This window comes from Streptomyces sp. NPDC018263 (assembly GCF_055562575.1).
On sequence record NZ_JBVHFA010000001.1, the window covers coordinates 140425 to 160331 of the forward strand.

Annotated in this window: 17 protein-coding genes; 6 read left to right on the forward strand and 11 right to left on the reverse strand. The window is 71.0% G+C overall.

Annotated elements, in window-relative coordinates; genetic code table 11:
• Window positions 1-2: 2 nt before the first annotated feature.
• The 3 genes from ACZ3HQ_RS00670 (at window position 3) to ACZ3HQ_RS00680 (ending at window position 1644) form a co-directional block, all read left to right on the forward strand.
• Window positions 3-416: a roadblock/LC7 domain-containing protein gene (locus ACZ3HQ_RS00670; protein ID WP_005479603.1), complete on the forward strand. Its 414-nt coding sequence runs from the start codon at window positions 3-5 to the stop codon at window positions 414-416.
• Between the two features lie 93 nt (window positions 417-509).
• Complete coding sequence (locus ACZ3HQ_RS00675) at window positions 510-1082, forward strand: DUF742 domain-containing protein (protein ID WP_467506790.1); 573 nt, start codon at window positions 510-512, stop codon at window positions 1080-1082.
• Window positions 1063-1644: a GTP-binding protein gene (locus tag ACZ3HQ_RS00680; protein ID WP_030793786.1), complete on the forward strand. Its 582-nt coding sequence runs from the start codon at window positions 1063-1065 to the stop codon at window positions 1642-1644. Before ACZ3HQ_RS00675 ends, ACZ3HQ_RS00680 begins: the two co-directional genes overlap by 20 nt.
• 153 nt (window positions 1645-1797) lie before the next feature.
• Here ACZ3HQ_RS00680 and ACZ3HQ_RS00685 read toward each other — a convergent pair whose 3' ends face one another.
• The 3 genes from ACZ3HQ_RS00685 to ACZ3HQ_RS00695 form a co-directional block, all read right to left on the reverse strand.
• A complete protein-coding gene (locus tag ACZ3HQ_RS00685; RefSeq protein WP_467507944.1) occupies window positions 1798-1989 on the reverse strand; it encodes an acyl-CoA carboxylase subunit epsilon in 192 nt (63 codons plus the stop codon).
• 23 nt (window positions 1990-2012) lie between these two features.
• Window positions 2013-3596 (reverse strand): acyl-CoA carboxylase subunit beta, encoded by a 1584-nt coding sequence (locus ACZ3HQ_RS00690; protein ID WP_030808412.1) that lies wholly within the window; start codon window positions 3594-3596, stop codon window positions 2013-2015.
• 275 nt (window positions 3597-3871) lie between these two features.
• A complete protein-coding gene (locus tag ACZ3HQ_RS00695) occupies window positions 3872-4369 on the reverse strand; it encodes a hypothetical protein (RefSeq protein ID WP_467506792.1) in 498 nt (165 codons plus the stop codon).
• A 227-nt stretch (window positions 4370-4596) separates the two neighbouring features.
• Here ACZ3HQ_RS00695 and ACZ3HQ_RS00700 point away from each other — a divergent pair, with 227 nt between their 5' ends.
• Window positions 4597-5199, forward strand: a complete 603-nt coding sequence (locus ACZ3HQ_RS00700) for a YceI family protein (protein ID WP_467506793.1) — start codon at window positions 4597-4599, stop codon at window positions 5197-5199.
• 138 nt (window positions 5200-5337) lie between these two features.
• On the opposite strand, the gene ACZ3HQ_RS00705 is transcribed toward ACZ3HQ_RS00700, so the two are convergent.
• Together ACZ3HQ_RS00705 and ACZ3HQ_RS00710 are read right to left on the reverse strand one after the other, a co-directional pair.
• On the reverse strand, window positions 5338-6717 hold the full coding sequence (locus ACZ3HQ_RS00705; protein ID WP_467506795.1) for a hypothetical protein: 1380 nt from the start codon (window positions 6715-6717) through the stop codon (window positions 5338-5340).
• A gap of 60 nt (window positions 6718-6777) precedes the next feature.
• The gene (locus ACZ3HQ_RS00710) at window positions 6778-9801 is read right to left on the reverse strand and encodes a glycoside hydrolase family 3 protein (RefSeq protein ID WP_467506796.1); all 3024 of its coding nucleotides are present in this window, start codon (window positions 9799-9801) and stop codon (window positions 6778-6780) included.
• Window positions 9802-10071: 270 nt separating this feature from the next.
• Here ACZ3HQ_RS00710 and ACZ3HQ_RS00715 point away from each other — a divergent pair, with 270 nt between their 5' ends.
• The gene (locus ACZ3HQ_RS00715) at window positions 10072-11940 is read left to right on the forward strand and encodes a ricin-type beta-trefoil lectin domain protein (RefSeq protein WP_467506798.1); all 1869 of its coding nucleotides are present in this window, start codon (window positions 10072-10074) and stop codon (window positions 11938-11940) included.
• A 71-nt stretch (window positions 11941-12011) separates the two neighbouring features.
• On the forward strand, window positions 12012-12632 hold the full coding sequence (locus tag ACZ3HQ_RS00720) for a GPP34 family phosphoprotein (RefSeq protein WP_467506800.1): 621 nt from the start codon (window positions 12012-12014) through the stop codon (window positions 12630-12632).
• A gap of 16 nt (window positions 12633-12648) precedes the next feature.
• Here the strand turns inward: ACZ3HQ_RS00720 and cimA are convergent, their stop codons facing one another.
• The 6 genes from cimA to pruA all read right to left on the reverse strand — a co-directional run bounded on the left by cimA (window position 12649) and on the right by pruA (window position 19905).
• Entirely contained in the window at window positions 12649-14253 is a 1605-nt protein-coding gene (cimA, locus tag ACZ3HQ_RS00725; RefSeq protein ID WP_467506801.1) for a citramalate synthase, read from the reverse strand.
• 366 nt (window positions 14254-14619) lie between these two features.
• Entirely contained in the window at window positions 14620-15708 is a 1089-nt protein-coding gene (locus tag ACZ3HQ_RS00730) for a branched-chain amino acid aminotransferase (protein WP_467506803.1), read from the reverse strand.
• Between the two features lie 288 nt (window positions 15709-15996).
• Entirely contained in the window at window positions 15997-17040 is a 1044-nt protein-coding gene (locus ACZ3HQ_RS00735) for a 3-isopropylmalate dehydrogenase (protein WP_467506805.1), read from the reverse strand.
• Window positions 17041-17133: 93 nt separating this feature from the next.
• Complete coding sequence (locus ACZ3HQ_RS00740) at window positions 17134-17265, reverse strand: hypothetical protein (RefSeq protein ID WP_275409778.1); 132 nt, start codon at window positions 17263-17265, stop codon at window positions 17134-17136.
• A gap of 261 nt (window positions 17266-17526) precedes the next feature.
• Window positions 17527-18186 (reverse strand): maleylpyruvate isomerase N-terminal domain-containing protein, encoded by a 660-nt coding sequence (locus tag ACZ3HQ_RS00745; protein WP_467506808.1) that lies wholly within the window; start codon window positions 18184-18186, stop codon window positions 17527-17529.
• Window positions 18187-18273: 87 nt separating this feature from the next.
• Window positions 18274-19905, reverse strand: coding sequence for an L-glutamate gamma-semialdehyde dehydrogenase (gene pruA, locus ACZ3HQ_RS00750; protein ID WP_467506810.1), 1632 nt, complete (start codon window positions 19903-19905; stop codon window positions 18274-18276).
• Window positions 19906-19907: the final 2 nt, after the last annotated feature.

Below are 19907 nucleotides of genomic sequence, written 5' to 3' on the forward strand. Positions count from 1 at the left end.
CGATGAGCCAGGCGGCACAGAACCTTAACTGGTTGATCACCAACTTCGTGGACAACACTCCGGGTGTGTCCCACACCGTGGTGGTCTCCGCCGACGGACTCCTTCTGGCGATGTCCGAAGGCTTCCCCCGCGACCGCGCCGACCAGCTCGCGGCCGTCGCATCCGGTCTGACGTCCCTGACGGCAGGCGCCTCCCGCATCTTCGAGGGGGGCAGCGTGAACCAGACGGTTGTGGAGATGGAGCGGGGATTCCTCTTCATCATGTCCGTATCCGACGGTTCGTCGCTCGCGGTCCTGGCCCACCCGGAGGCGGACATCGGCCTCATCGGGTACGAGATGGCCCTCCTGGTGGACCGCGCGGGCACGGTCCTGACCCCGGATCTCCGGGCGGAACTCCAGGGCAGCCTTCTCAACTAACAAGCGGACGGTGCGCGTTCGCGTCCCGGGGCCGTAAGGTCTTGGGACGCGGCTCCACAGCGATGGTGCCCGGCACAGTCGGAGGAGGAGAAAGTGGCAACACCCCCAGGCGGTCCGTCTTCGGGCAACTGGTCGTACGGTCCCGCGCAGGGACAGGACGGCGGCTCGGCGAACGGGTACGACTTTCCCTCCGTCCCGGACCACCGGCAGCCGTACGCGCCGCAGGGCCCCGGCCCTTCGCCGTACGACCAGCCGTCGGCCCCGCGCATCCAGCCGGTCCAGCCGCCGCGTCGCCAGGAGCCCGCGGCCGCCCCGTCCGGCGCCAGCAACCCCTTGGTGCGTCCGTACGCCATGACCGGCGGCCGGACCCGCCCGCGCTACCAGCTCGCCATCGAGGCGCTGGTGCACACCACCGCAGCACCGCACCAGATGCAGGGGCAGTTGCCCGAGCATCAGCGGATCTGCAACCTGTGCCGGGAGATCAAGTCGGTGGCCGAGATCTCGGCCCTGCTGACGATCCCCCTCGGCGTGGCCAGGATTCTCGTCGCCGACTTGGCGGAGGCGGACCTGGTCGCCATCCATCAGCCCGGCGGCGACGAGAACGCCGGCGGCCAGCCAGACGTGACACTGCTCGAAAGGGTGCTCAGTGGACTTCGCAAGCTCTAGCGGCGGTCCTTCCCGCTCCACCACCTCCGCGAAGATCGTGGTGGCGGGCGGCTTCGGCGTGGGCAAGACCACGTTCGTGGGCGCCGTCTCGGAGATCAACCCGCTGCGTACCGAGGCCGTCATGACGTCCGCGTCGGCGGGCATCGACGACCTCACCCACACCGGGGACAAGACCACCACCACGGTGGCCATGGACTTCGGCCGCATCACCCTGGACCAGGACCTGATCCTGTACCTCTTCGGTACCCCCGGTCAGGACCGCTTCTGGTTCATGTGGGACGACCTGGTGCGCGGCGCCATCGGCGCCATCGTGCTGGTCGACACCCGGCGCCTGGCCGACTGCTTCCCCGCGGTCGACTACTTCGAGAACTCGGGCCTGCCGTTCGTCATCGCCCTCAACGGCTTCGACGGCAACCAGCCCTACAACCCCGACGAGGTCCGCGAGGCCCTCCAGATCGGCCCGGACGCCCCCATCATCACCACGGACGCCCGCCACCGCGCGGACGCCAAGAGCGCGCTGATCACCCTGGTCGAGCACGCCCTGATGGCCCGCCTGCGGTAGCTGTCCCACGTCGAGGGGCCCTTTCCACACGGAAGGGGCCCCTTTGTCGTGCGTGCGCGTTGTCGTGCGTTGCGCGTCGTACACGGAGCGGCGACGCGACAGGGCCCCGCCTCTCCGAGGGGAGAGGCGGGGCCCTGTGGGGTGCTGTGGGGCTCAGTGCCAGCTATGGGGTGCCCGGAAGCCGCCCTCGCGTTCCAGGCGGCGCCAGCCCGCGCGGGGGCGGGGGCGGTGGGTCGGGGTCTCGGTGGGGCGGGCGGCGGCTCGGGCGAGGAGGACTGCCGTTATGGCGGCTACTTCCTCGGGGTCGGCGAGGCCCTTTTCGACGCGGATGTCGGCACTGGTCATGGCGGTGGTCTCCGGGGTCTCGGTCACTGCGGGGGGTTGCCGTGCTTGCGGGAGGGCAGGTCGGCGTGCTTGGTCTGCAGCATCGACAGGGACCTGATGAGCACCTCGCGGGTCTCGGCGGGGTCGATCACGTCGTCGACCAGGCCGCGCTCCGCCGCGTAGTACGGGTGCATCAGCTCGGCCTTGTACTCCTTGACCATCTTCTGCCGCATCGCCTCGGGGTCCTCGGCGTCGGCGATCTGGCGGCGGAAGATGACGTTGGCCGCGCCCTCGGCGCCCATCACGGCGATCTCGTTGGTGGGCCAGGCGTAGGTGAGGTCGGCGCCGATGGACTGGCTGTCCATCACGATGTAGGCGCCGCCGTACGCCTTGCGCAGGATGAGCGAGATCCTCGGCACGGTCGCGTTGCAGTAGGCGTACAGCAGCTTCGCGCCGTGGCGGATGATCCCGCCGTGCTCCTGGTCGACACCGGGGAGGAAGCCCGGCACGTCCAGCAGCGTGATGATCGGAATATTGAAAGCGTCACACATCTGCACGAAGCGCGCAGCTTTTTCGCTCGCCTCGATGTCCAGGACACCGGCGAGGACCTGCGGCTGGTTGGCGATGATGCCGACCACCTGGCCGTCGAGGCGGCCCAGCGCGCAGATGATGTTGCGGGCCCAGCGCTCGTGGACCTCCAGGTAGTCGCCGTCGTCGACGAGCTCCTCGATGACCTTGGTCATGTCGTAGGGCCGGTTGCCGTCGGCCGGGACCAGGTCGAGCAGGACGTCGCCGCGCCGGTCCGCGGGGTCGGAGGACTCCACGCGCGGCGGGTTCTCGCGGTTGTTCTGCGGGAGCAGCGAGAGGAGGTAGCGCACCTCCGCGATGCAGGTCTCCTCGTCGTCGTACGCGAAGTGGCAGACGCCGGAGGTCTCGGCGTGCACGTCGGCGCCGCCGAGGCCGTTCTGGGTGATCTCCTCGCCGGTGACCGCCTTGACGACGTCCGGGCCGGTGATGAACATCTGCGAGGTCTCGCGGACCATGAAGACGAAGTCGGTGAGGGCGGGGCTGTAGGCCGCGCCGCCCGCGCACGGGCCGAGCATCACCGAGATCTGCGGGATGACACCGGACGCCTTGGTGTTGCGCTGGAAGATGCCGCCGTAGCCGGCGAGCGCGGAGACGCCCTCCTGGATACGGGCGCCGGCGCCGTCGTTGAGCGAGACCAGCGGGGCACCGGCCGCGATGGCCATGTCCATGATCTTGTGGATCTTGGTGGCGTGGGCCTCGCCCAGCGCGCCGCCGAAGATGCGGAAGTCGTGGGCGTAGACGAAGACCGTGCGGCCCTCCACCGTGCCCCAGCCGGTGATGACACCGTCGGTGTACGGCTTCTTGGCCTCCAGGCCGAAGCCGGTGGCGCGGTGCCGGCGGAGCTGCTCGACCTCCTGGAAGGAGTCCGGGTCGAGGAGCAGCTCGATGCGCTCCCGGGCGGTCAGCTTGCCCTTGGCGTGCTGCGCCTCGGTCGCCTTCTCGCTGGGGCCCGCCAGGGCCTGCGCCCGGATCACGTGCAGCTCGGCGACCCGCCCGCGCGCGTCCGCCGGCTCACCCGTCGTCTCTTCCAAAACGGTCATGTAGTGACCATACGAAGGACCTCAAGGAAACCGGGCCGTCGACTCCGTACAGTCTCCGGAGCGTTTTCCTGGTACGACCGAACAGAACCCGGCCGCGATGCAGGCGTTCCGACTGCTCAGAGGGCGCCGTCTTTGTAGGGCTGCCACAAAGTGGGGGGTGTCACAGGGCCCCGGATTCCTGGGTGGGACATGCCATCCCCGGAGTGACACGGGGACACCCGAACGGCGGAAGGGGGCTCGGCAACCCTACCTTCCGCCGTCCGGCGCGCGTCGGCTCAGCAGCCGCCGCAGTTGTAGTACAGGACGTCCCAGTGGTTGCCCTCGTCGGCGTAGATGTTGCCCGACCCGGACTTGTACTGCGGCGCGCCGTCCCCGCGCAGCCCGATGTAGCTGAAGGTGTTCTTGATGTACGAGGTCACGCAGGTGTTCTTGCTGTAGTCGAGCTTGTAGCCGTTCCAGTGCGAGTACGTGCCCGAGGCGTGGCCGGTCTCGGTGCCGCCGGTGATGTTCAGGGCACACCCGGTGGCGCGCTTGAGGGTCTGCGCGCCCTGGGCGGTGGCCAGGTTGAGCTGCTCGAACGACGTACAGGTGGAGTTGTTGCGGTCGGAGCAGCCACCGGAGGACGACCAGGTGATGCCGACGTCGCGGAACATCTGGGTTGCGGTCGCGTGGCTGATCTTGGTGACGGCGAAGGCGTCGGATGCGGTGCCGACCACGGCGACGCCAGGGGCGACGACGAGGGCGAGCGCGGTCAGGACGGAGCGGACCTTCATGAAGTGACCCTTCCTGCGGTTGGCCGTGCTTGCTGTGGGGCGGCTGTGCAGGTGGTGCAGACAGATGGTGCCCGAGTTCTACGCGCGTCCGCCAGAGGGCGTACGCGATAACTCTGAGCGAGGCGGGAAACACGCACCGAATGATGTTGAAAACCGAACTGAATGGGTCTACGGTGGCACTCGTCGGGTTCGTTGAACGTTAAACAGACTCTCCCAAGGAGCACATCATGGGCATCTTCGGCCGCAAGGACAGCACCCCCGAGACCACCGCCACCGCCGCGGGCACCGGCCTCGCCGCGCTGACCGGTGACTACACCATCGACCCCGCGCACACCTCGATCGGCTTCACCGCGCGCCACGCCATGGTCACCAACGTCAAGGGCAGCTTCACCGAGTTCACCGGCGCGCTGCACCTGGACGGCGACGACCCGGCCAAGTCCACCGCGACGCTGGACGTGGTGATGGACAGCATCGACACCGGCAACGCCGACCGCGACACCCACCTGAAGTCCGCCGACTTCTTCAAGACGGACGAGTTCCCGACGATGACCTTCCGCTCCACGGGCGCGGAGTCCCTCGGCGGCGACGACTACCGCATCACCGGTGACCTCTCCATCCTCGGTGTGACCCGCCCGATCACCATCGACCTGGAGTTCAACGGCGCCGCCACCGACCCGTTCGGCAACCAGCGCGTCGGCTTCGAGGGCAAGGCCGAGCTGCTGCGCTCGGAGTGGGGCCTGACCTGGAACGCGGCCCTGGAGACCGGCGGCGTGCTGATCTCCGACAAGATCAAGCTCAACTTCGACGTGTCGGCCATCAAGAACGCGTGAGCCCACGGCGGTCCGGCCGCACCACGCGAGAGCGCCCCGCTCCCCCTCACCGGAGGGGGACGGGGCGCTCACGCGTGTACGGGGCGCGGACCCCCAGAAGACCCAGAAGACCCAGAGAACCCAGAAGACCCAGAGAACTCAGAAGCCTCCGCCGCCGAAGTCCCCGCCGCCCCCGAAGTCGCCGCCCCCGCCGAAGTCCCCGCCGCCGAAGCCGTCACTGAAGCCGCTGGGGTCGAAGTCGGTGCCGGACATGTCGCCGCCCTCGAAGCCGCCCTGGTTCCCGAAGTCGCCGTATCCGCCGCCGAAGTCGGCCGCGTAGGACGGGGTGGCCATCATGCCGCCGAGCAGGGTGCCGGCGAGCAGGCCGGGCAACAGGCCGCCGCCGAAGTAGCCGCCCGCCCAGGGGCCGTAGGCGGGACCCGCGTCCCAGTAGGGGCGGCGGCCGTACTCGGTCTCCACCTCGCGCGCGGCCGGTTCGCGGCCGTCGGCGAGCCGGGTGGCGTCGGCCGCGCACACCGGCACCTCACGGGTGCTGCCGCCCGCCGGGGTCCAGGCGGCGTCGGTGACGGAGGGGCCGTGCCGGGGGTCGAAGAAGCAGGGCGGGCGCCGGTCGGGCAGCGGGCGCTTCTCGCGGCGGGCGGCGAGCACGGCGAGGGAGTAACGGCCGTTCTCCAGCGCCTCGGTGACCCCGCGCACGTCCTCCGGCTTTCGCGCCTCGCCCATGCGGCGCTTGGCGTCGTCGTAGGCGTTGAGCGCGTTCTCGTAGTCGGTGCGCATGGCGTCGTCGGCGCCGGGCTCGCCGGGCTGGAAGTCGAGGCGGTCGAGTTCCTCGCCGAAGGCGGTGATGTCCTCGTCCACGACGACCCGCAGCCGCTCCAGCGCGGCCTGCTGCTCCGCCTCGCGGCGGCGCCGGTTGCGGCGGGTGAGGGTGTAGACCCCGGCGCCCCCGGCCACCACGACGGCCCCGGCGACGATCAGCGCGGTGGTGGAGACACCGCCGCCGTCGTCGGAGGAGGAGCCCCAGGTGGAGGGGGCATGGCCGCGCACGGTGTCCAGCGCGCGGTCGGTGAAGTCGGTGAGCTGGGCCTTGGCGCTCTCGCCCCGCACGCTGGAGACCAGGTTCTGGCGGGCGGTGGCGGAGATGACCGAGGGGTCGGCGCCGGCGGCGAAGCGGTCGCCGACGCGGATGCCGTACAGGCCGGTGATGCCGGTGGCCGAACGGACGTCGCGCAGGAGGCTCTGGGTCGGATGGTCGGCGGGGAGGACGACCAGGAACACCGGCTTGCCGGCGTCCTTGATCTTCTTGGCGAGGGCGTCGGCGTCGGCGCGGGAGAGCTGCCCGGAGGCAGCCGGGTCGACGTAGACCGGGCTCTCGCGCAGGGCCTGGCCGATGGTGGAGGCGCTGGTGGCGGCACTGGCGCCGGGTGCGAACACGAACAGCGGCACCAGGGCCATCGCCAGCGCCGCGAGTATGAGTGCGGGCAGGCTTCGGGCGCGGGTCGGGAGCACGGCCTTCATACTTCCGACGCTACCCGAAGCCTCCCCCATTCGGTCAGGTGTACGGGCTTCCGATGCTGGTCAGTGGGCCGCCCGGTACGCCTGGAGCAGCTTGAGCAGTGCCTGTCCGTACCGTCCGGTCAGCAGCGCGTGGTCGGCCTCGGCGAAGGGCTTCGAAACGGCCGCCGTGATCCGCTGGCCCACCTTGTGCTGGACGATCAGCCGGGCCTGGTTCACCAGCTCGCGCCCCCGGCGGTCGTCGTGCTTGCGCTCGGCGGTCGCGGCCGCCTTGCCGAGGGTGGCCAGCGCACTGCTCTTGGACGCGACCCGTGTGGTCAGACCCCACCCGTAGGGGTACTGCGGGTCGTACGTGCGGTCGCCCACGTTGATCGGCAACTGGGCCTCGCTGCGCGGCCAGGTGACAGGGAGCTGCCCGGTGAAGGGCCGCTTGCCGTAGAGCACGTCGGCCACACCGCCGCCCTCGGTGCCCGGCAGCCAGGACGCCACCAGGGCGTCGATCTTCCCGAGCCGGTCCCCGACCAGCAGCGGGCGGCCGGAGACGGTGAGCACCACGCACTTCATGGCGCCGCACACCTTGTCCACGGTGGCCCGGTCGGCGGCGGACAGGGTCAGCTCATGGCCGTTGCCCACGTCTCCGACGCCCTCGGCGTAGGGGGTCTCCCCCACGACGACCACGCCCACGTCGCTCCCGGCCGTCGGCGCGGAGGCGTCCTTGGAGTAGGTGACCTCACCCCCCGCCTCGCGGATGCCGGCCAGGATGGTGGTGCCCCTGGTGATGTCGCCGGAGGAACCCTGCCAGGTGATGGTCCAGCCGCCGGACTGGTTGCCGATGTCGTCGGCGTTGGACCCGGCGACGTAGACCTTCTGGCTCTTGCGCAGTGGCAGCAGGCCGCCGTCGTTCTTCAGCAGCACCTGGGACTTGGCGACGGCCTCGCGGGCGACGGCCCGGTGCGCCGGGGAGCCGATGGCGGCGGCGCCGGAGGTGTCGGCGTAGGGGTGCTCGAAGAGGCCGAGGCGGAACTTCTGGGTGAGGACGCGGGACACCGCGTCGTCGATCCGCCGCTCGGTGACCCGGCCCGCCTTCACCTCGGCGGTCAGGGCCGCGCTGAACTCCTTGTAGGTGTAGGGGACCATCATCATGTCGACGCCCGCGTCGACCGAGGTGCGGACCTGGGTCGCGTAGTCGCCGGGGAGCTGGTCGATGGCGTTCCAGTCGCTGATGACGAAGCCGTCGAAGCCCATACGGCCCTTGAGCACGCCGTTGAGCAGGTCGGCGCGGGCGTGCATCTTGACCGGGCCGCGTCCGTCGCCGATCACGTCGAGCGAGGAGTACGAGGGCATCACGGTGCCCACGCCCCGGTCCACCGCGTCCTGGTACGGCGCGAGGTGCACGGCCTCCAACTGCTGCCGGGTGAGGGTGGAGACGCCCTGGTCCACGGTGTAGGTGCCGGTGGTGGAGGAGCCGTAGGCGGTGCCGCCGTCGGCGACGAAGTGCTTGGCGGTGGCCAGCACCTTGTCGGGGCGGGCGAGGTCGCGGCCGTCGGCGCGGCCCTGGAGGCCCTGGATCACGGTCGCCATCGACTTCACCAGCGCCGGGTCCTCACCGAAGGACTCGTAGGAGCGGCCCCAGCGTTCGTCGCGGCTGACACAGAGGCAGGGCGCGAAGTCCCAGGGGATGCCGGTGGCGCGGACCTCGGACGCGGTCACCGCCCCGGTGCGCCGGGCGAGTTCGGGGTCGCGGGTGGCGCCGATGCCGATGTTGTGCGGCAGGACGGTGGCGCCGGTGAGGTTGTTGTGGCCGTGGACCGCGTCGACGCCGTAGATCAGCGGGATCTGGAAGCGGGTGGCCTGGGCGCGGAGCTGGAAGCCGTCGATCATCTTCGCCCACGCGGCCGGGGTGTTCGGGGTGGGCGTGGAGCCGCCGCCGGAGAGCAGTGAGCCCAGGCCGTAGGCGGCGATGTCGTTCTGGTCGGCGACGGCGCCGCGCTCGGCCTGGGTCATCTGCCCGGCCTTCTCCGCGAGCGACATCCGGCCCAGCAGGTCGGCGACGCGCTTGCGCACCGGCAACTTGGCGTCCAGGTACGGCAGTCCGTGGGCGTCGATGACGATCTTCGGGTTCTCGGCGGGGGCCTTGGCGCCGGTGACGGTGAGGCCGAGCGGGATGGTCTCGGCGGACTCGGCGGTGCGGTCCTTCCACGTGGTCACCTTCACCGTCCGGGAGGTCCCGGAGGGGGTGCCGGCCGGGAAGGTGAGGGTGCCGTGGGCGGGCGTGTAGTCCTTGCCGGGGCGGGCGGTGCCCTCGCCGGTGGCGTACGCGACGGTCACCGGGGAGGTGACGGGAGCTGCGTCGGTGGTGGCCAGGGTGACGCGGACGCTCGCCGTGCCGCCCTCCTTGACCGGGCGGACGGCCGCGTCGGTGGTGACGGAGGCGCGCAGCGCCGGGTCGGCGGCGCCGTACAGCTCGACGCCGTCCATGGCGAAGCGGCCCTTGACGCCGGTGGGCAGGGTGACCGCGTAGCCCCACATCTGGGTGAGGCCGAGGACGTGGTCGATGCCGCCGACGGGCTGGTAGTCCGTGCGATAGGTGAACGCGGAGAACGGAAGCTCGATCCGCTTCCACCCGGTGAAGTCGTCGGTGAAGGAGGTCGTCCACAGCTCGGACGCCTCGCCGTGCGCGCCGCCGTCCTTGATCTCGAACGTGATCTTCTTGCCGCTGTTCTGCCCCTCCCACCACAGCCGCACCCCCCGGTGGGCGGACCAGTCGTGGGCGGGGGCGGTGGCGGCGTAGTCGTGGGTGAAGCCGCCGTAGCCGCTGATGTCGTAGCTTCCGGTCAGCACCTTGGCGCCCTCGGGGGCGTCGGCGCGGGCGGTCAGCGCCAGGGTGGGCGGGTCGTCGCTGTCGCCGCCCCACCTGAAGATGCCCTCGGCGGGCTGGGCGGCGAAGGGCACCTCGCCCTCGAAGCGGTCGACCGGCACCGGGGCCGGGTCGGGGCCGTCGGCGCCGGAGGCGCTGGCGATGCCTCCGGCCAGCGGGAGCAGTGCGGTCAGCAGAGCGGTGGAGACGAGCAGGGCGGTTCTGCGCATGGACCTTCCCTCGGCTCTTGGTTCCCTCAGGACATAGCGTTCACTCAGGACATAGCGTTCACTCATGACTTAGCTCACGGCTTGAGTGAACTGGGGTCACCTGATCCCCGTCAACCCTTCGCACGGGACATGACGCACCGTCAACTGAACCAAGATCTCTGCGGGTTGTGCGTTCGCCTTCTGAATGCGCGACCCCTTGACGCGGCCCCGGAGCCGTCATTTACTCACGGCTCGCACGCCCCCATCCCCCACCTCGAAGGGCGGCGCCCCATGAGACGACCCCTGCGTCCGGCCCGGCTGCTGCTGGCCGCGCTGCTGACGACGGCCGGCTTCACCACGCTCGCCACCCCGGCCGCACACGCGGCCGGCGAGCCGGTCACGGCCTGGCTGACCACCACCGACGACTCCGCCGGACGGCATGTCGTACGCGGCCTGGAGCCGCAGACGCCGTTCGCCTTCTCGGCCGGTGCCGGAGGCGGCGGCGAGAACATCACGGTGGACGAGAACACCCGCTACCAGACCTTCACCGGCGGCGGAGCCTCCTTCACCGACACCGCCGCCTGGCTGATGAACAGCAGCGGCGCCCTCTCCCAGGCCACGCGCGACGCCACGATGCGCAAGCTGTTCTCACCCACCGACGGCATCGGCCTGTCCTTCCTGCGCAACCCGATGGGCGCCTCCGACCTGGCCCGCTCCGGCTACACCTACGACGACGTGCCGGCCGGGCAGAGCGACCCCTCGCTGGCCAGGTTCTCCCTCGCCCACGACCTCGCCGACGTCCTCCCGCTCACCAAGCAGGCCCGCCAACTGAACCCGGATCTCACGGTGATGGCGTCCCCGTGGACGGCCCCGGCGTGGATGAAGGACAGCGGCTCCCTCAACGGCGGCTGGCTGAAGGCGGAGAACTACGGCGCCTACGCCTCGTACTTCGTGAAGTACCTCCAGGGCTACCGGGACCAGGGCGTGCCCGTCTCGTACGTCACCGCGCAGAACGAGCCGACGTGCTGCTCGGGCTACCCGTCGATGAGCTGGAACGCGAGCGGGCTCGCCTACTTCACCAAGAGCGAGCTGCTGCCCAAGCTCCAGCAGGCCGGGCTCTCCACCAAGGTCCTGGCGCACGACTGGAATTGGGACACCTACGACGCCTACGCCGCCCAGACCGTGGACGACGCGGCCGTGCGCAGCCACCCCAACTTCGGCGGCATCGCCTGGCACGGCTACGGCGGCGACGTCACCAAGCAGACGGCGGTGCACAACCAGTACCCCGCGCTGGACGCCTTCGCCACCGAGCACTCCGGGGGCACCTGGATCGCCGACCAGCAGCGCGAGGACCTGTCCGACATCATCAACTACACCCGCAACTGGGCGAAGTCGGTGACCAAGTGGTCCCTCGCGGTGGACCAGAACATGGGCCCGCACAACGGCGGCTGCGGCACCTGCACCGGCCTGGTCACCGTGCACAACGGCGACAGCCGCAGCGGGAGCGTGGACTACACCGTCGAGTACTACGACATGGGCCACCTCACCAAGTTCGTCCGCCCCGGCGCCCAGCGCATCGCCTCCACCGCGTCCTCGGCCGTGCCCAACGTCGCCTGGCGCAACCCGGACGGCAGCAAGGCGCTGATCGCGTACAACGGGGCCGGCTCGGCCAAGCAGGTCACCATCAACTGGGGTGCGCAGCACGCCACTTACACGCTGCCTGCCCGTACCTCGGCCACCTTCACCTGGTCCGGCGGGCAGTCCGGCGACAGCTCGCGCACCGGTGCCCTCACCGGGCTCGCGGGCAAGTGCCTGGACGTGGCGGGCGGTTCGAGCGCCAACGGCACGGCGGTGCAGCTCTACGACTGCAACGGCAGCACCGCCCAGCAGTGGACGGTGGCCGCGGACGGCTCGGTCCGGGCGCTCGGCAAGTGCCTGGACGTGGTCTCCGCGTCGACCGCGAACGGCGCCAAGGTCCAGCTCTACGACTGCAACGGCACCGGCGCCCAGCGCTGGTCGTACAACGCGGCCACCGGGGACGTGGTGAACACCGCCGCGGACAAGTGCCTCGACGTCACGGACAACTCCTCGGCCAACGGGGCGCGGGCCCAAATATGGTCCTGCACCGGGGCGGCCAACCAGAAGTGGACGCTGAGGTAGTCCGGCCCGGGTTTCCGGCGCGGGTGATGGTGGTACCCGCGCCGTACCGACCGTGACCGGGGAGCTTCGAGATGACCACACCGCAGGATCTGCTGTTCGTCGCGCTGGACGTACCCGCCGACCGGCCCGTGGAACAGGGGGATCTGTCGCTGGCGCTGGCCGCGGCGGAGCTGCTCGACCTGCTCGCCGCCGCGGTGGTCACCCTGCGGGACGAGGTGGTCGTCCCCGTCTCCGGTCAGCTCACCGGCGACCCGATGCTGGACAAGGCGGCCGCCGCGCTGATCCGCACCGAGCCGTACGAGAGCGCCGAGGACTGGCTGTGGCGGCGCGGGGACGGGCTCTCCGCCGCCTACCGCGACGAGCTGGAGCACACCGACCCGGCGGGCTCCGGCCTGCGGCAGTTGTTCCGGCGCGCCGACCGGTCGGTGGAGCGGATCGACTCCGACGCCCGGCGGCACGCGGCCGACCGCTGGGCCCGGCACGAACCGCTCCTGGTGAGCCTCGCCGCCGCCCTCGGCATCGAGGAACCGGAGCACGAGGCCGCGGCCGCGAGTGCCGAGGACGAACGGGTGGACGACCGGGTGGCGGTCGTCCTCGCCGCCCTCGGCGACGCGCTGACCGAGCTGGAGGCGGTGCGGCAGCGGCGGCGGATCGAGGAGGACGCGTTCGACAACGTCTGGCGCGCCCCCTGACCGCCGCCGGCGCCCGCTACTCGGCCGGTTCGACGCCCGCGCGCAGCAGCCCGTAGGTGCAGGCGTCCTCCAGCGCCTGCCAGGACGCGGCGATCACGTTCTCCCCCACGCCGACCGTGGACCACTCCCCCGCGCCGTCGCTGGTGGAGATCAGCACGCGGGTGATGGACCGGGTGCCGGAGGCGCCCTCCAGGATGCGGACCTTGTAGTCCACCAGCTCCAGCTTGGCGAGCTGCGGGTAGATCTTCTCCAGCGCCACCCTCAGCGCCTGGTCGAGGGCGTTGACCGGGCCGTTGCCCTCGGCGGTGGCGACGATCCGCTCGCCCTTGGCCCACAGCTTCACCGTGGCCTCGTTGGCGTGCGTGCCGTCGGGGCGGTCCTCCACGATGGCCCGCCACGACTCCACCTCGAAGTACTTCAGCGGCGCCCCCTGGGCCTCGGCACGCAGCAGCAGCTCGAAGGAGGCGTCGGCGGCCTCGTAGGTGTAGCCCTTCAGCTCACGTTCCTTGACCCGCTCGACGACCCGGCCGACCAGGGCGCGGTCGCCGCCGAGGTCGACGCCGAGTTCCCGGCCCTTCAGCTCGATCGAGGCGCGTCCGGCCATGTCGGAGACGAGCATCCGCATGGTGTTGCCGACCCGTTCGGGGTCGATGTGCTGGTAGAGGTCCGGGTCGACCTTGATCGCGGAGGCGTGCAGGCCGGCCTTGTGGGCGAAGGCGGAGACACCGACGTAGGGCTGGTGGGTGGAGGGGGTGAGGTTGACGACCTCCGCGATGGCGTGCGAGATCCGGGTGGTCTCGCGCAGGTGTCCGTCGGGGAGGACCTTCCTGCCGTACTTCAGCTCCAGCGCGGCGACCACGGGGAAGAGGTTGGCGTTGCCGACGCGCTCGCCGTAGCCGTTGGCCGTGCACTGGACGTGGGTGGCGCCCGCGTCGACGGCGGCGAGGGTGTTGGCGACGGCGCAGCCGGTGTCGTCCTGGGCATGGATGCCGAGCCGGGCGCCGGTGTCGGCGAGGACGGTGCCGACGACGGCGCTGATCTGCGCCGGGAGCATGCCGCCGTTGGTGTCGCACAGGACGACCACGTCGGCCCCGGCCTCGGCGGCGGTGCTCACGACCGCCTTGGCATAGGCGGGGTTGGCGCGGTAGCCGTCGAAGAAGTGCTCGCAGTCGACGAAGACCCGGCGCCCCTCGGCGCGCAGATGGGCGACGGTGTCCCGGATCATCTCCAGGTTCTCGTCGAGCGTGGTGCGCAGCGCCAGCTCCACATGCCGGTCGTGGGCCTTGGCGACCAGTGTGACGACGGGGGCGCCGGACTCCAGCAGCGCTCTGACCTGCGGGTCGTCGGCGGCTTTGGCGCCGGGGCGGCGGGTGGCGCCGAAGGCGACGAGCACCGCGTGCTTCAGACGCAGCTCCTCGCGGGCGCGGGCGAAGAACTCGGTGTCGCGCGGGTTGGCGCCGGGCCAGCCGCCCTCGATGAAGCCCACGCCGAAGTCGTCCAGGTGCCGTGCGATGGCCAGCTTGTCCGCGACGGTGAGGTTGATGCCCTCGCGCTGTGCTCCGTCGCGCAGCGTGGTGTCGAAGACGTGGAAGGAATCGTCGAGCTCGCTGGTTGCGGTCATGGTCTGAAGGCTCCTGTTGTGATGTCGGTCTTACCGGAAATGACCGGCTCCACCGTTCCCCCCATGGTCCCTCGCGCTCCGCCACCGGCTGTGGTTGGGCCGGAAAACGAAAAAACCCCTCGCGGGTGCGAGAGGTCTGCGCGCGGGTCGAGGACGACGGTGCCACCCGCATGTGGTCGTGCGAGGTGGTCACTGCGGACCGGCGCGCCTGCTGCCCATAATCATGGTGAGCGAGAGCACGGGGGAAGTCTGGCACAGAACACCCGCCGTCCCACGGGGTGTCTCACCATGCGGGCCGCACTGTCCGAAAGGGACCGCCCCGGAGCCTCCAGGGCGGTCCCACGGAAGAGTCACCGGCCGGGGTGACTAGCCGATGCGGTGCATCCAGCCGTGCTGGTCCTCGGTCGTGCCGCGCTGGATGTCGAGCAGGGCCTGGCGGAGGCGCAGGGTGACCTCGCCGGGCTCGCCACCGCTCTGCTTCCACTCGGCGCCGGCCCGCTTGACCGTGCCGACCGGGGTGATCACGGCGGCGGTGCCGCAGGCGAAGACCTCGGTGAGGGTGCCGTTCTCGGTGTCGCGCTGCCACTGGTCGACCGAGACGCGGCCCTCCTCGGCCTGGTAGCCGAGGTCGCGGGCGACGGCCAGCAGGGAGTCACGGGTGACGCCCTCCAGGATGGAGCCGGTCAGGGTGGGGGTGACGATCTTGTCTCCGTAGACGAAGAACAGGTTCATGCCGCCCAGTTCCTCGACCCACTGGTGCTCGACCGCGTCGAGGTAGCAGACCTGGTCGCAGCCCTTGGCGGCGGCCTCGGCCTGGGCGAGCAGGGAGGCGGCGTAGTTGCCGCCGGTCTTGGCGTCGCCCATGCCGCCGGGGACGGCGCGGACGCGGTCCTCGGAGACCCAGATCGACACCGGCTTCACGCCGCCCTGGAAGTAGGCGCCGGCCGGGGAGGCGATGACGATGAAGAGGTACTCGTTGGACGGCTTCACGCCCAGGCCGACCTCGGTGCCGATCATGAAGGGGCGCAGGTAGAGGGAGTCCTCGCCGCCGTGTGCGGGCACCCACTCGATGTCCTGGGCGATCAGCGCGTCGCACGCCTCGATGAAGGTCTCCACCGGCAGCTCGGGCATGCCCAGGCGGTGCGCGGAGCGCTGGAAGCGCAGGGCGTTCTGCTCGGGCCGGAAGGTGGCGACCGTGCCGTCGGGCTGGCGGTACGCCTTCAGGCCCTCGAAGATCTCCTGCGCGTAGTGCAGGACGTTGGTGGCCGGGTCGAGCGGGATCGGCGCGTACGGGACGAGCTGGCCGTCGTGCCAGCCGCGGCCCTCGGTCCACTTGATCGTCACCATGTGGTCGGTGAAGCGGCGGCCGAAGCCGGGGCTGGTCAGGATCGCCTCGCGCTCCGCGGCGGCGAGCGGATGGGCGGAGGGCTTGAGCTCGATCGTGGGCGTCGTCATGGGCGGCAGTCCTTCTCTTCCTGGCGTGGGACGGGCGGCTCCGGCGGGGCGGCCGGCGCCTGGGGTCACCCCCGGCAGGGCGCGGCACCGGTGGTGGCGGGCCGCGCTCACGCCGTCCGGGCATTCCCTCATGTCGCGGCTCCGCGTTCGATTATCGCGCGGCGGGGGCGCCGGAAGGAATCGGGGTGAATACGACCCTGGGCTCGATGGTGGCACCCGGCACGGGCACGGCAAAGGGCCGCCGGGCGCCTGATGCGACCCGGCGGCCCTTTCAGGGGGCCTTACGGGTCAGCCGGTTACCCGGCCTACGAGCGCGTCGCCGATCTCGGCTGTGGTGCGCGGCGGCAGATCCACGCGCTCGGTGAGGTCGGCGGCCACGGCCGCGTCGACGCGGTCGGCCTCGGTGTCGTAGCCGAGGTGGCGCAGCAGCAGGGCTACGGAGAGGACCGTGGCGGTGGGGTCGGCCTTGCCCTGTCCGGCGATGTCCGGGGCGGAGCCGTGCACCGGCTCGAACATGGACGGGTACGTGCGGGCCGGGTTGATGTTGCCCGACGCGGCCACACCGATGCCGCCGGAGACCGCCGCGGCGAGGTCGGTGATGATGTCGCCGAAGAGGTTGTCGGTGACGATCACGTCGAAGCGTCCGGGATCGGTCACCAGGTAGATGGTGGCCGCGTCGACGTGGATGTACTCGGTAGTGACCTCGGGGTACTCCTCGGCCACCTTGTTGAAGATGTTGGTCCACAGGTGCCCGGCGAAGGTGAGCACGTTGTTCTTGTGGACCAGGGTGAGCTTCTTGCGCGGGCGGGCCTGGGCGCGGGCGAAGGCGTCCCGGACGACACGCTCGACACCGTAGGCGGTGTTCACCGAGACCTCGGTGGCGACCTCGTGCTCGGTGCCGGTGCGGATGGTGCCGCCGTTGCCCGTGTAGGGGCCCTCGGTGCCCTCGCGGACCACCACGAAGTCGATCTCCGGCTGGCCGGCGAGCGGGGTGGCGACGCCGGGGAGCAGCTTGGAGGGGCGCAGGTTGACGTGGTGGTCGAAGGCGAACCGGAGCTTCAGCAGGAAGCCGCGCTCCAGCACGCCGGACGGCACCGACGGGTCGCCGATGGCGCCGAGCAGTATGGCGTCGTGGGCCTTCAGGGCGTCGAGGTCGGCGTCGGTGAGGGTCTCACCGGTGGCGTGGTAGCGCCGGGCGCCGAAGTCGTACTCCTTGGTCTCCAGCTTGACGTCCTGGGGCAGGACGGCGGAGAGGACCTTGAGACCCTCGGTCACGACCTCCTGGCCGATGCCGTCGCCGGGGATCACTGCGAGATCGATGCTGCGGGACATGTGAGGCACCCTACTCCGCGTCCCACGGGATGACACGGACCGTCCGCGATGCGGACAGCGCGGCGGCGGACGGCCCGTCGGGCGCGGCCCGGCTCAGTGGCCGGTCTCGCCGCCGTTGTCCCGGCGGTCGAGGGCGCGCTGGAGGGCGGCGGCGGCCTGGGCGCGGTCGGTGTCGTTCGAGCGGGAGGTGTGGCGCACGCGGCGGCGGACGGTCGTCTCGGCCATGGGAAATCGACTCCTTCGACAGAGTGGTTGCACGGCAGCGGTGAGCTGTGAGACGCCGGAAGGGGCGGAGAGCGCACGCCACAGGGATTGCCTGCGCGGGGCGCGGCTCACGACCGCCATTCGCTGGATGGAGCGATTCGTTCGGCTCATCCCAAGCTAAGGGACCGGGCCGCCCCTGTCTGCATGATTACTCGGACTTCCTACTATCTGAGACGGCACCTCTCCCCACCTGCGCTTTTCCGCCCTGCGCTGCGGGGGGCCTCAGCCGATGACGAACGGCAGGCGTGCGGCCAGGGAGCCGAGGGCGATCCGCTCCGCGGGGGTGGGGGCGCGGCGGCCGGTGCCGAGGAGAAGGGCGTCCGTGTCGGACAGCGCGGCGGGGAACGGCTCGCCGGTGATCCGCTCCAGCAGGGCGCGGGCCTCGGCCAGGGGCTCCGGGGGCGGGGGCGGGGCGTCCGGCAGGTGGGCGATCAGGTCCAGGTGGTGGAGGGTCCACTCCAGGACGTACGCGGAGAGGTAGTCGGCGACGGTGAGGACCTGGTCCTGGGTGCCGACCCGGGCATCGGGGTCCGCGAGGAGGGCTGCCCGTCCGGCGGCCGAGCCCACGTCGTCCAGGTGGAATCGCAGCAGGGCCGGGTCCTCGTAGGCGGCCGCCAGCCGGACGGTCAGGGCGTCCAGCGGGTCCTCACCGGTCGGCGGGGTGTGGGTGACGGTCCAGTACGTCGCCGCGTCGCGGGTCGGTGCGGTGCCGGCCGGGGTGGCGAGGGTGATCAGTACGTCCTGGGCGTCGATGACGAGGTGGCACACCATGTCGCGGACGAGCCAGCCCGCGCAGCCGGAGGGCCGGCCGAAGTCGTCGGCGGCGAGGTCCGCCACCGCCGTCCGCAGGGCCGACCAGGAGGCGGAGAAGTTGTCGTCCATGGCCGCACGCTAGCAGCGGGGCCGGACAGCACGACGGCCCGGCGAGCCCGTTCAGGGCGGGCTCGCCGGGCCGGATCATGAGGGCGGTCAGCCCATGTGCGGGTAGCCGTACTCGGTCGGCGGGACCAGCGTCTCCTTGATGGCGCGGGTCAGCGTCCAGCGCATCAGGTTCTGCGGGGCGCCGGCCTTGTCGTCGGTGCCGGAGGCGCGGCCGCCGCCGAAGGGCTGCTGGCCGACGACGGCGCCGGTCGACTTGTCGTTGATGTAGAAGTTGCCCGCCGCGTAGCGGAGCTTGTCCATCGTGTACGCCGCCGCCGCGCGGTCGTTGGCGATGACCGAGCCGGTGAGGGCGTAGTCCGAGACCGACTCCATCTGGGTCAGCATCTCGTCGTACTTGTCGTCCTCGTAGACGTGCACGGCGAGGATCGGGCCGAAGTACTCGGTGCGGAAGACCTCGTTGTCGGGGTCGGTGCACTCGATGACGGTCGGGCGGACGAAGTAGCCCACCGAGTCGTCGTAGGAGCCGCCCGCCACGATCGTGCAGGTCGGGTCCTCGGCGGCGCGGTCGATGGCGGCCTTGTTCTTGGCGAAGGAGCGCTCGTCGATGACCGCGCCGATGAAGTTCGACAGGTCGGTGACGTCACCCATGGTGATGCCGTCGATCTCGGCCGCGAACTCCTCCTTGAAACCGGAGTTCCAGATGGAGGCCGGGATGTAGGCGCGGGAGGTGGCCGAGCACTTCTGGCCCTGGTACTCGAAGGCACCGCGGGTCAGCGCGGTCTTCAGCACGGCGCGGTCGGCGGAGGGGTGCGCGACCACGAAGTCCTTGCCGCCGGTCTCGCCGACCAGGCGCGGGTAGGCGCGGTACTTCTCGATGTTGTTGCCGACCGTCTTCCACAGGTACTGGAAGGTCTTGGTCGAGCCGGTGAAGTGGATGCCCGCGAGGTCGCGGTGGGCCAGGGCGACCTCGGAGACGGCGATGCCGTCGCCGGTGACCAGGTTGATGACGCCCTTGGGCAGCCCGGCCTCCTCCAGCAGCTTCATCAGCAGCACGGCGGCGTGGGTCTGCGTCGGGGACGGCTTCCAGACCACCACGTTGCCCATGAGGGCGGGCGCGGTGGGCAGGTTGGCGGCGATGGCCGAGAAGTTGAACGGCGTGATCGCGTAGACGAAGCCCTCCAGCGGGCGGTGGTCCATGCGGTTCCACACGCCCGGGGAGTTGGCCGGGGGCTGCTCGGCCAGGATCTGGCGGGCGTAGTGCACGTTGAAGCGCCAGAAGTCGACCAGCTCGCAGGGGCTGTCGATCTCGGCCTGCTGGGCGGTCTTGGACTGGCCCAGCATGGTGGAGGCGGCGATGGTCTCGCGCCACGGGCCGGCCAGCAGCTCGGCGGCGCGCAGGATGATCGCGGCACGGTCGTCGAAGGACATCGCGCGCCAGGCCGGGGCGGCGGCCAGGGCGGCGTCGATCGCGTCCTGGGCGTCCTCGCGGGTGGCGTTGCGCAGGGTGCCGAGGACGGCCTTGTGGTTGTGCGGCTGGACCACCTGGAAGGTCTCGCCGCCGCCCATCCGCTTCTCGCCGCCGATGGTCATCGGCAGGTCGACCGGGTTCTCGGCCAGCTCCTTCAGCTTGGCCTCGAGACGGGCGCGCTCGGGGCTGCCGGGGGCGTAGCCGTGCACCGGCTCGTTGACGGGGGTGGGGACCTGGGTCACAGCGTCCATGA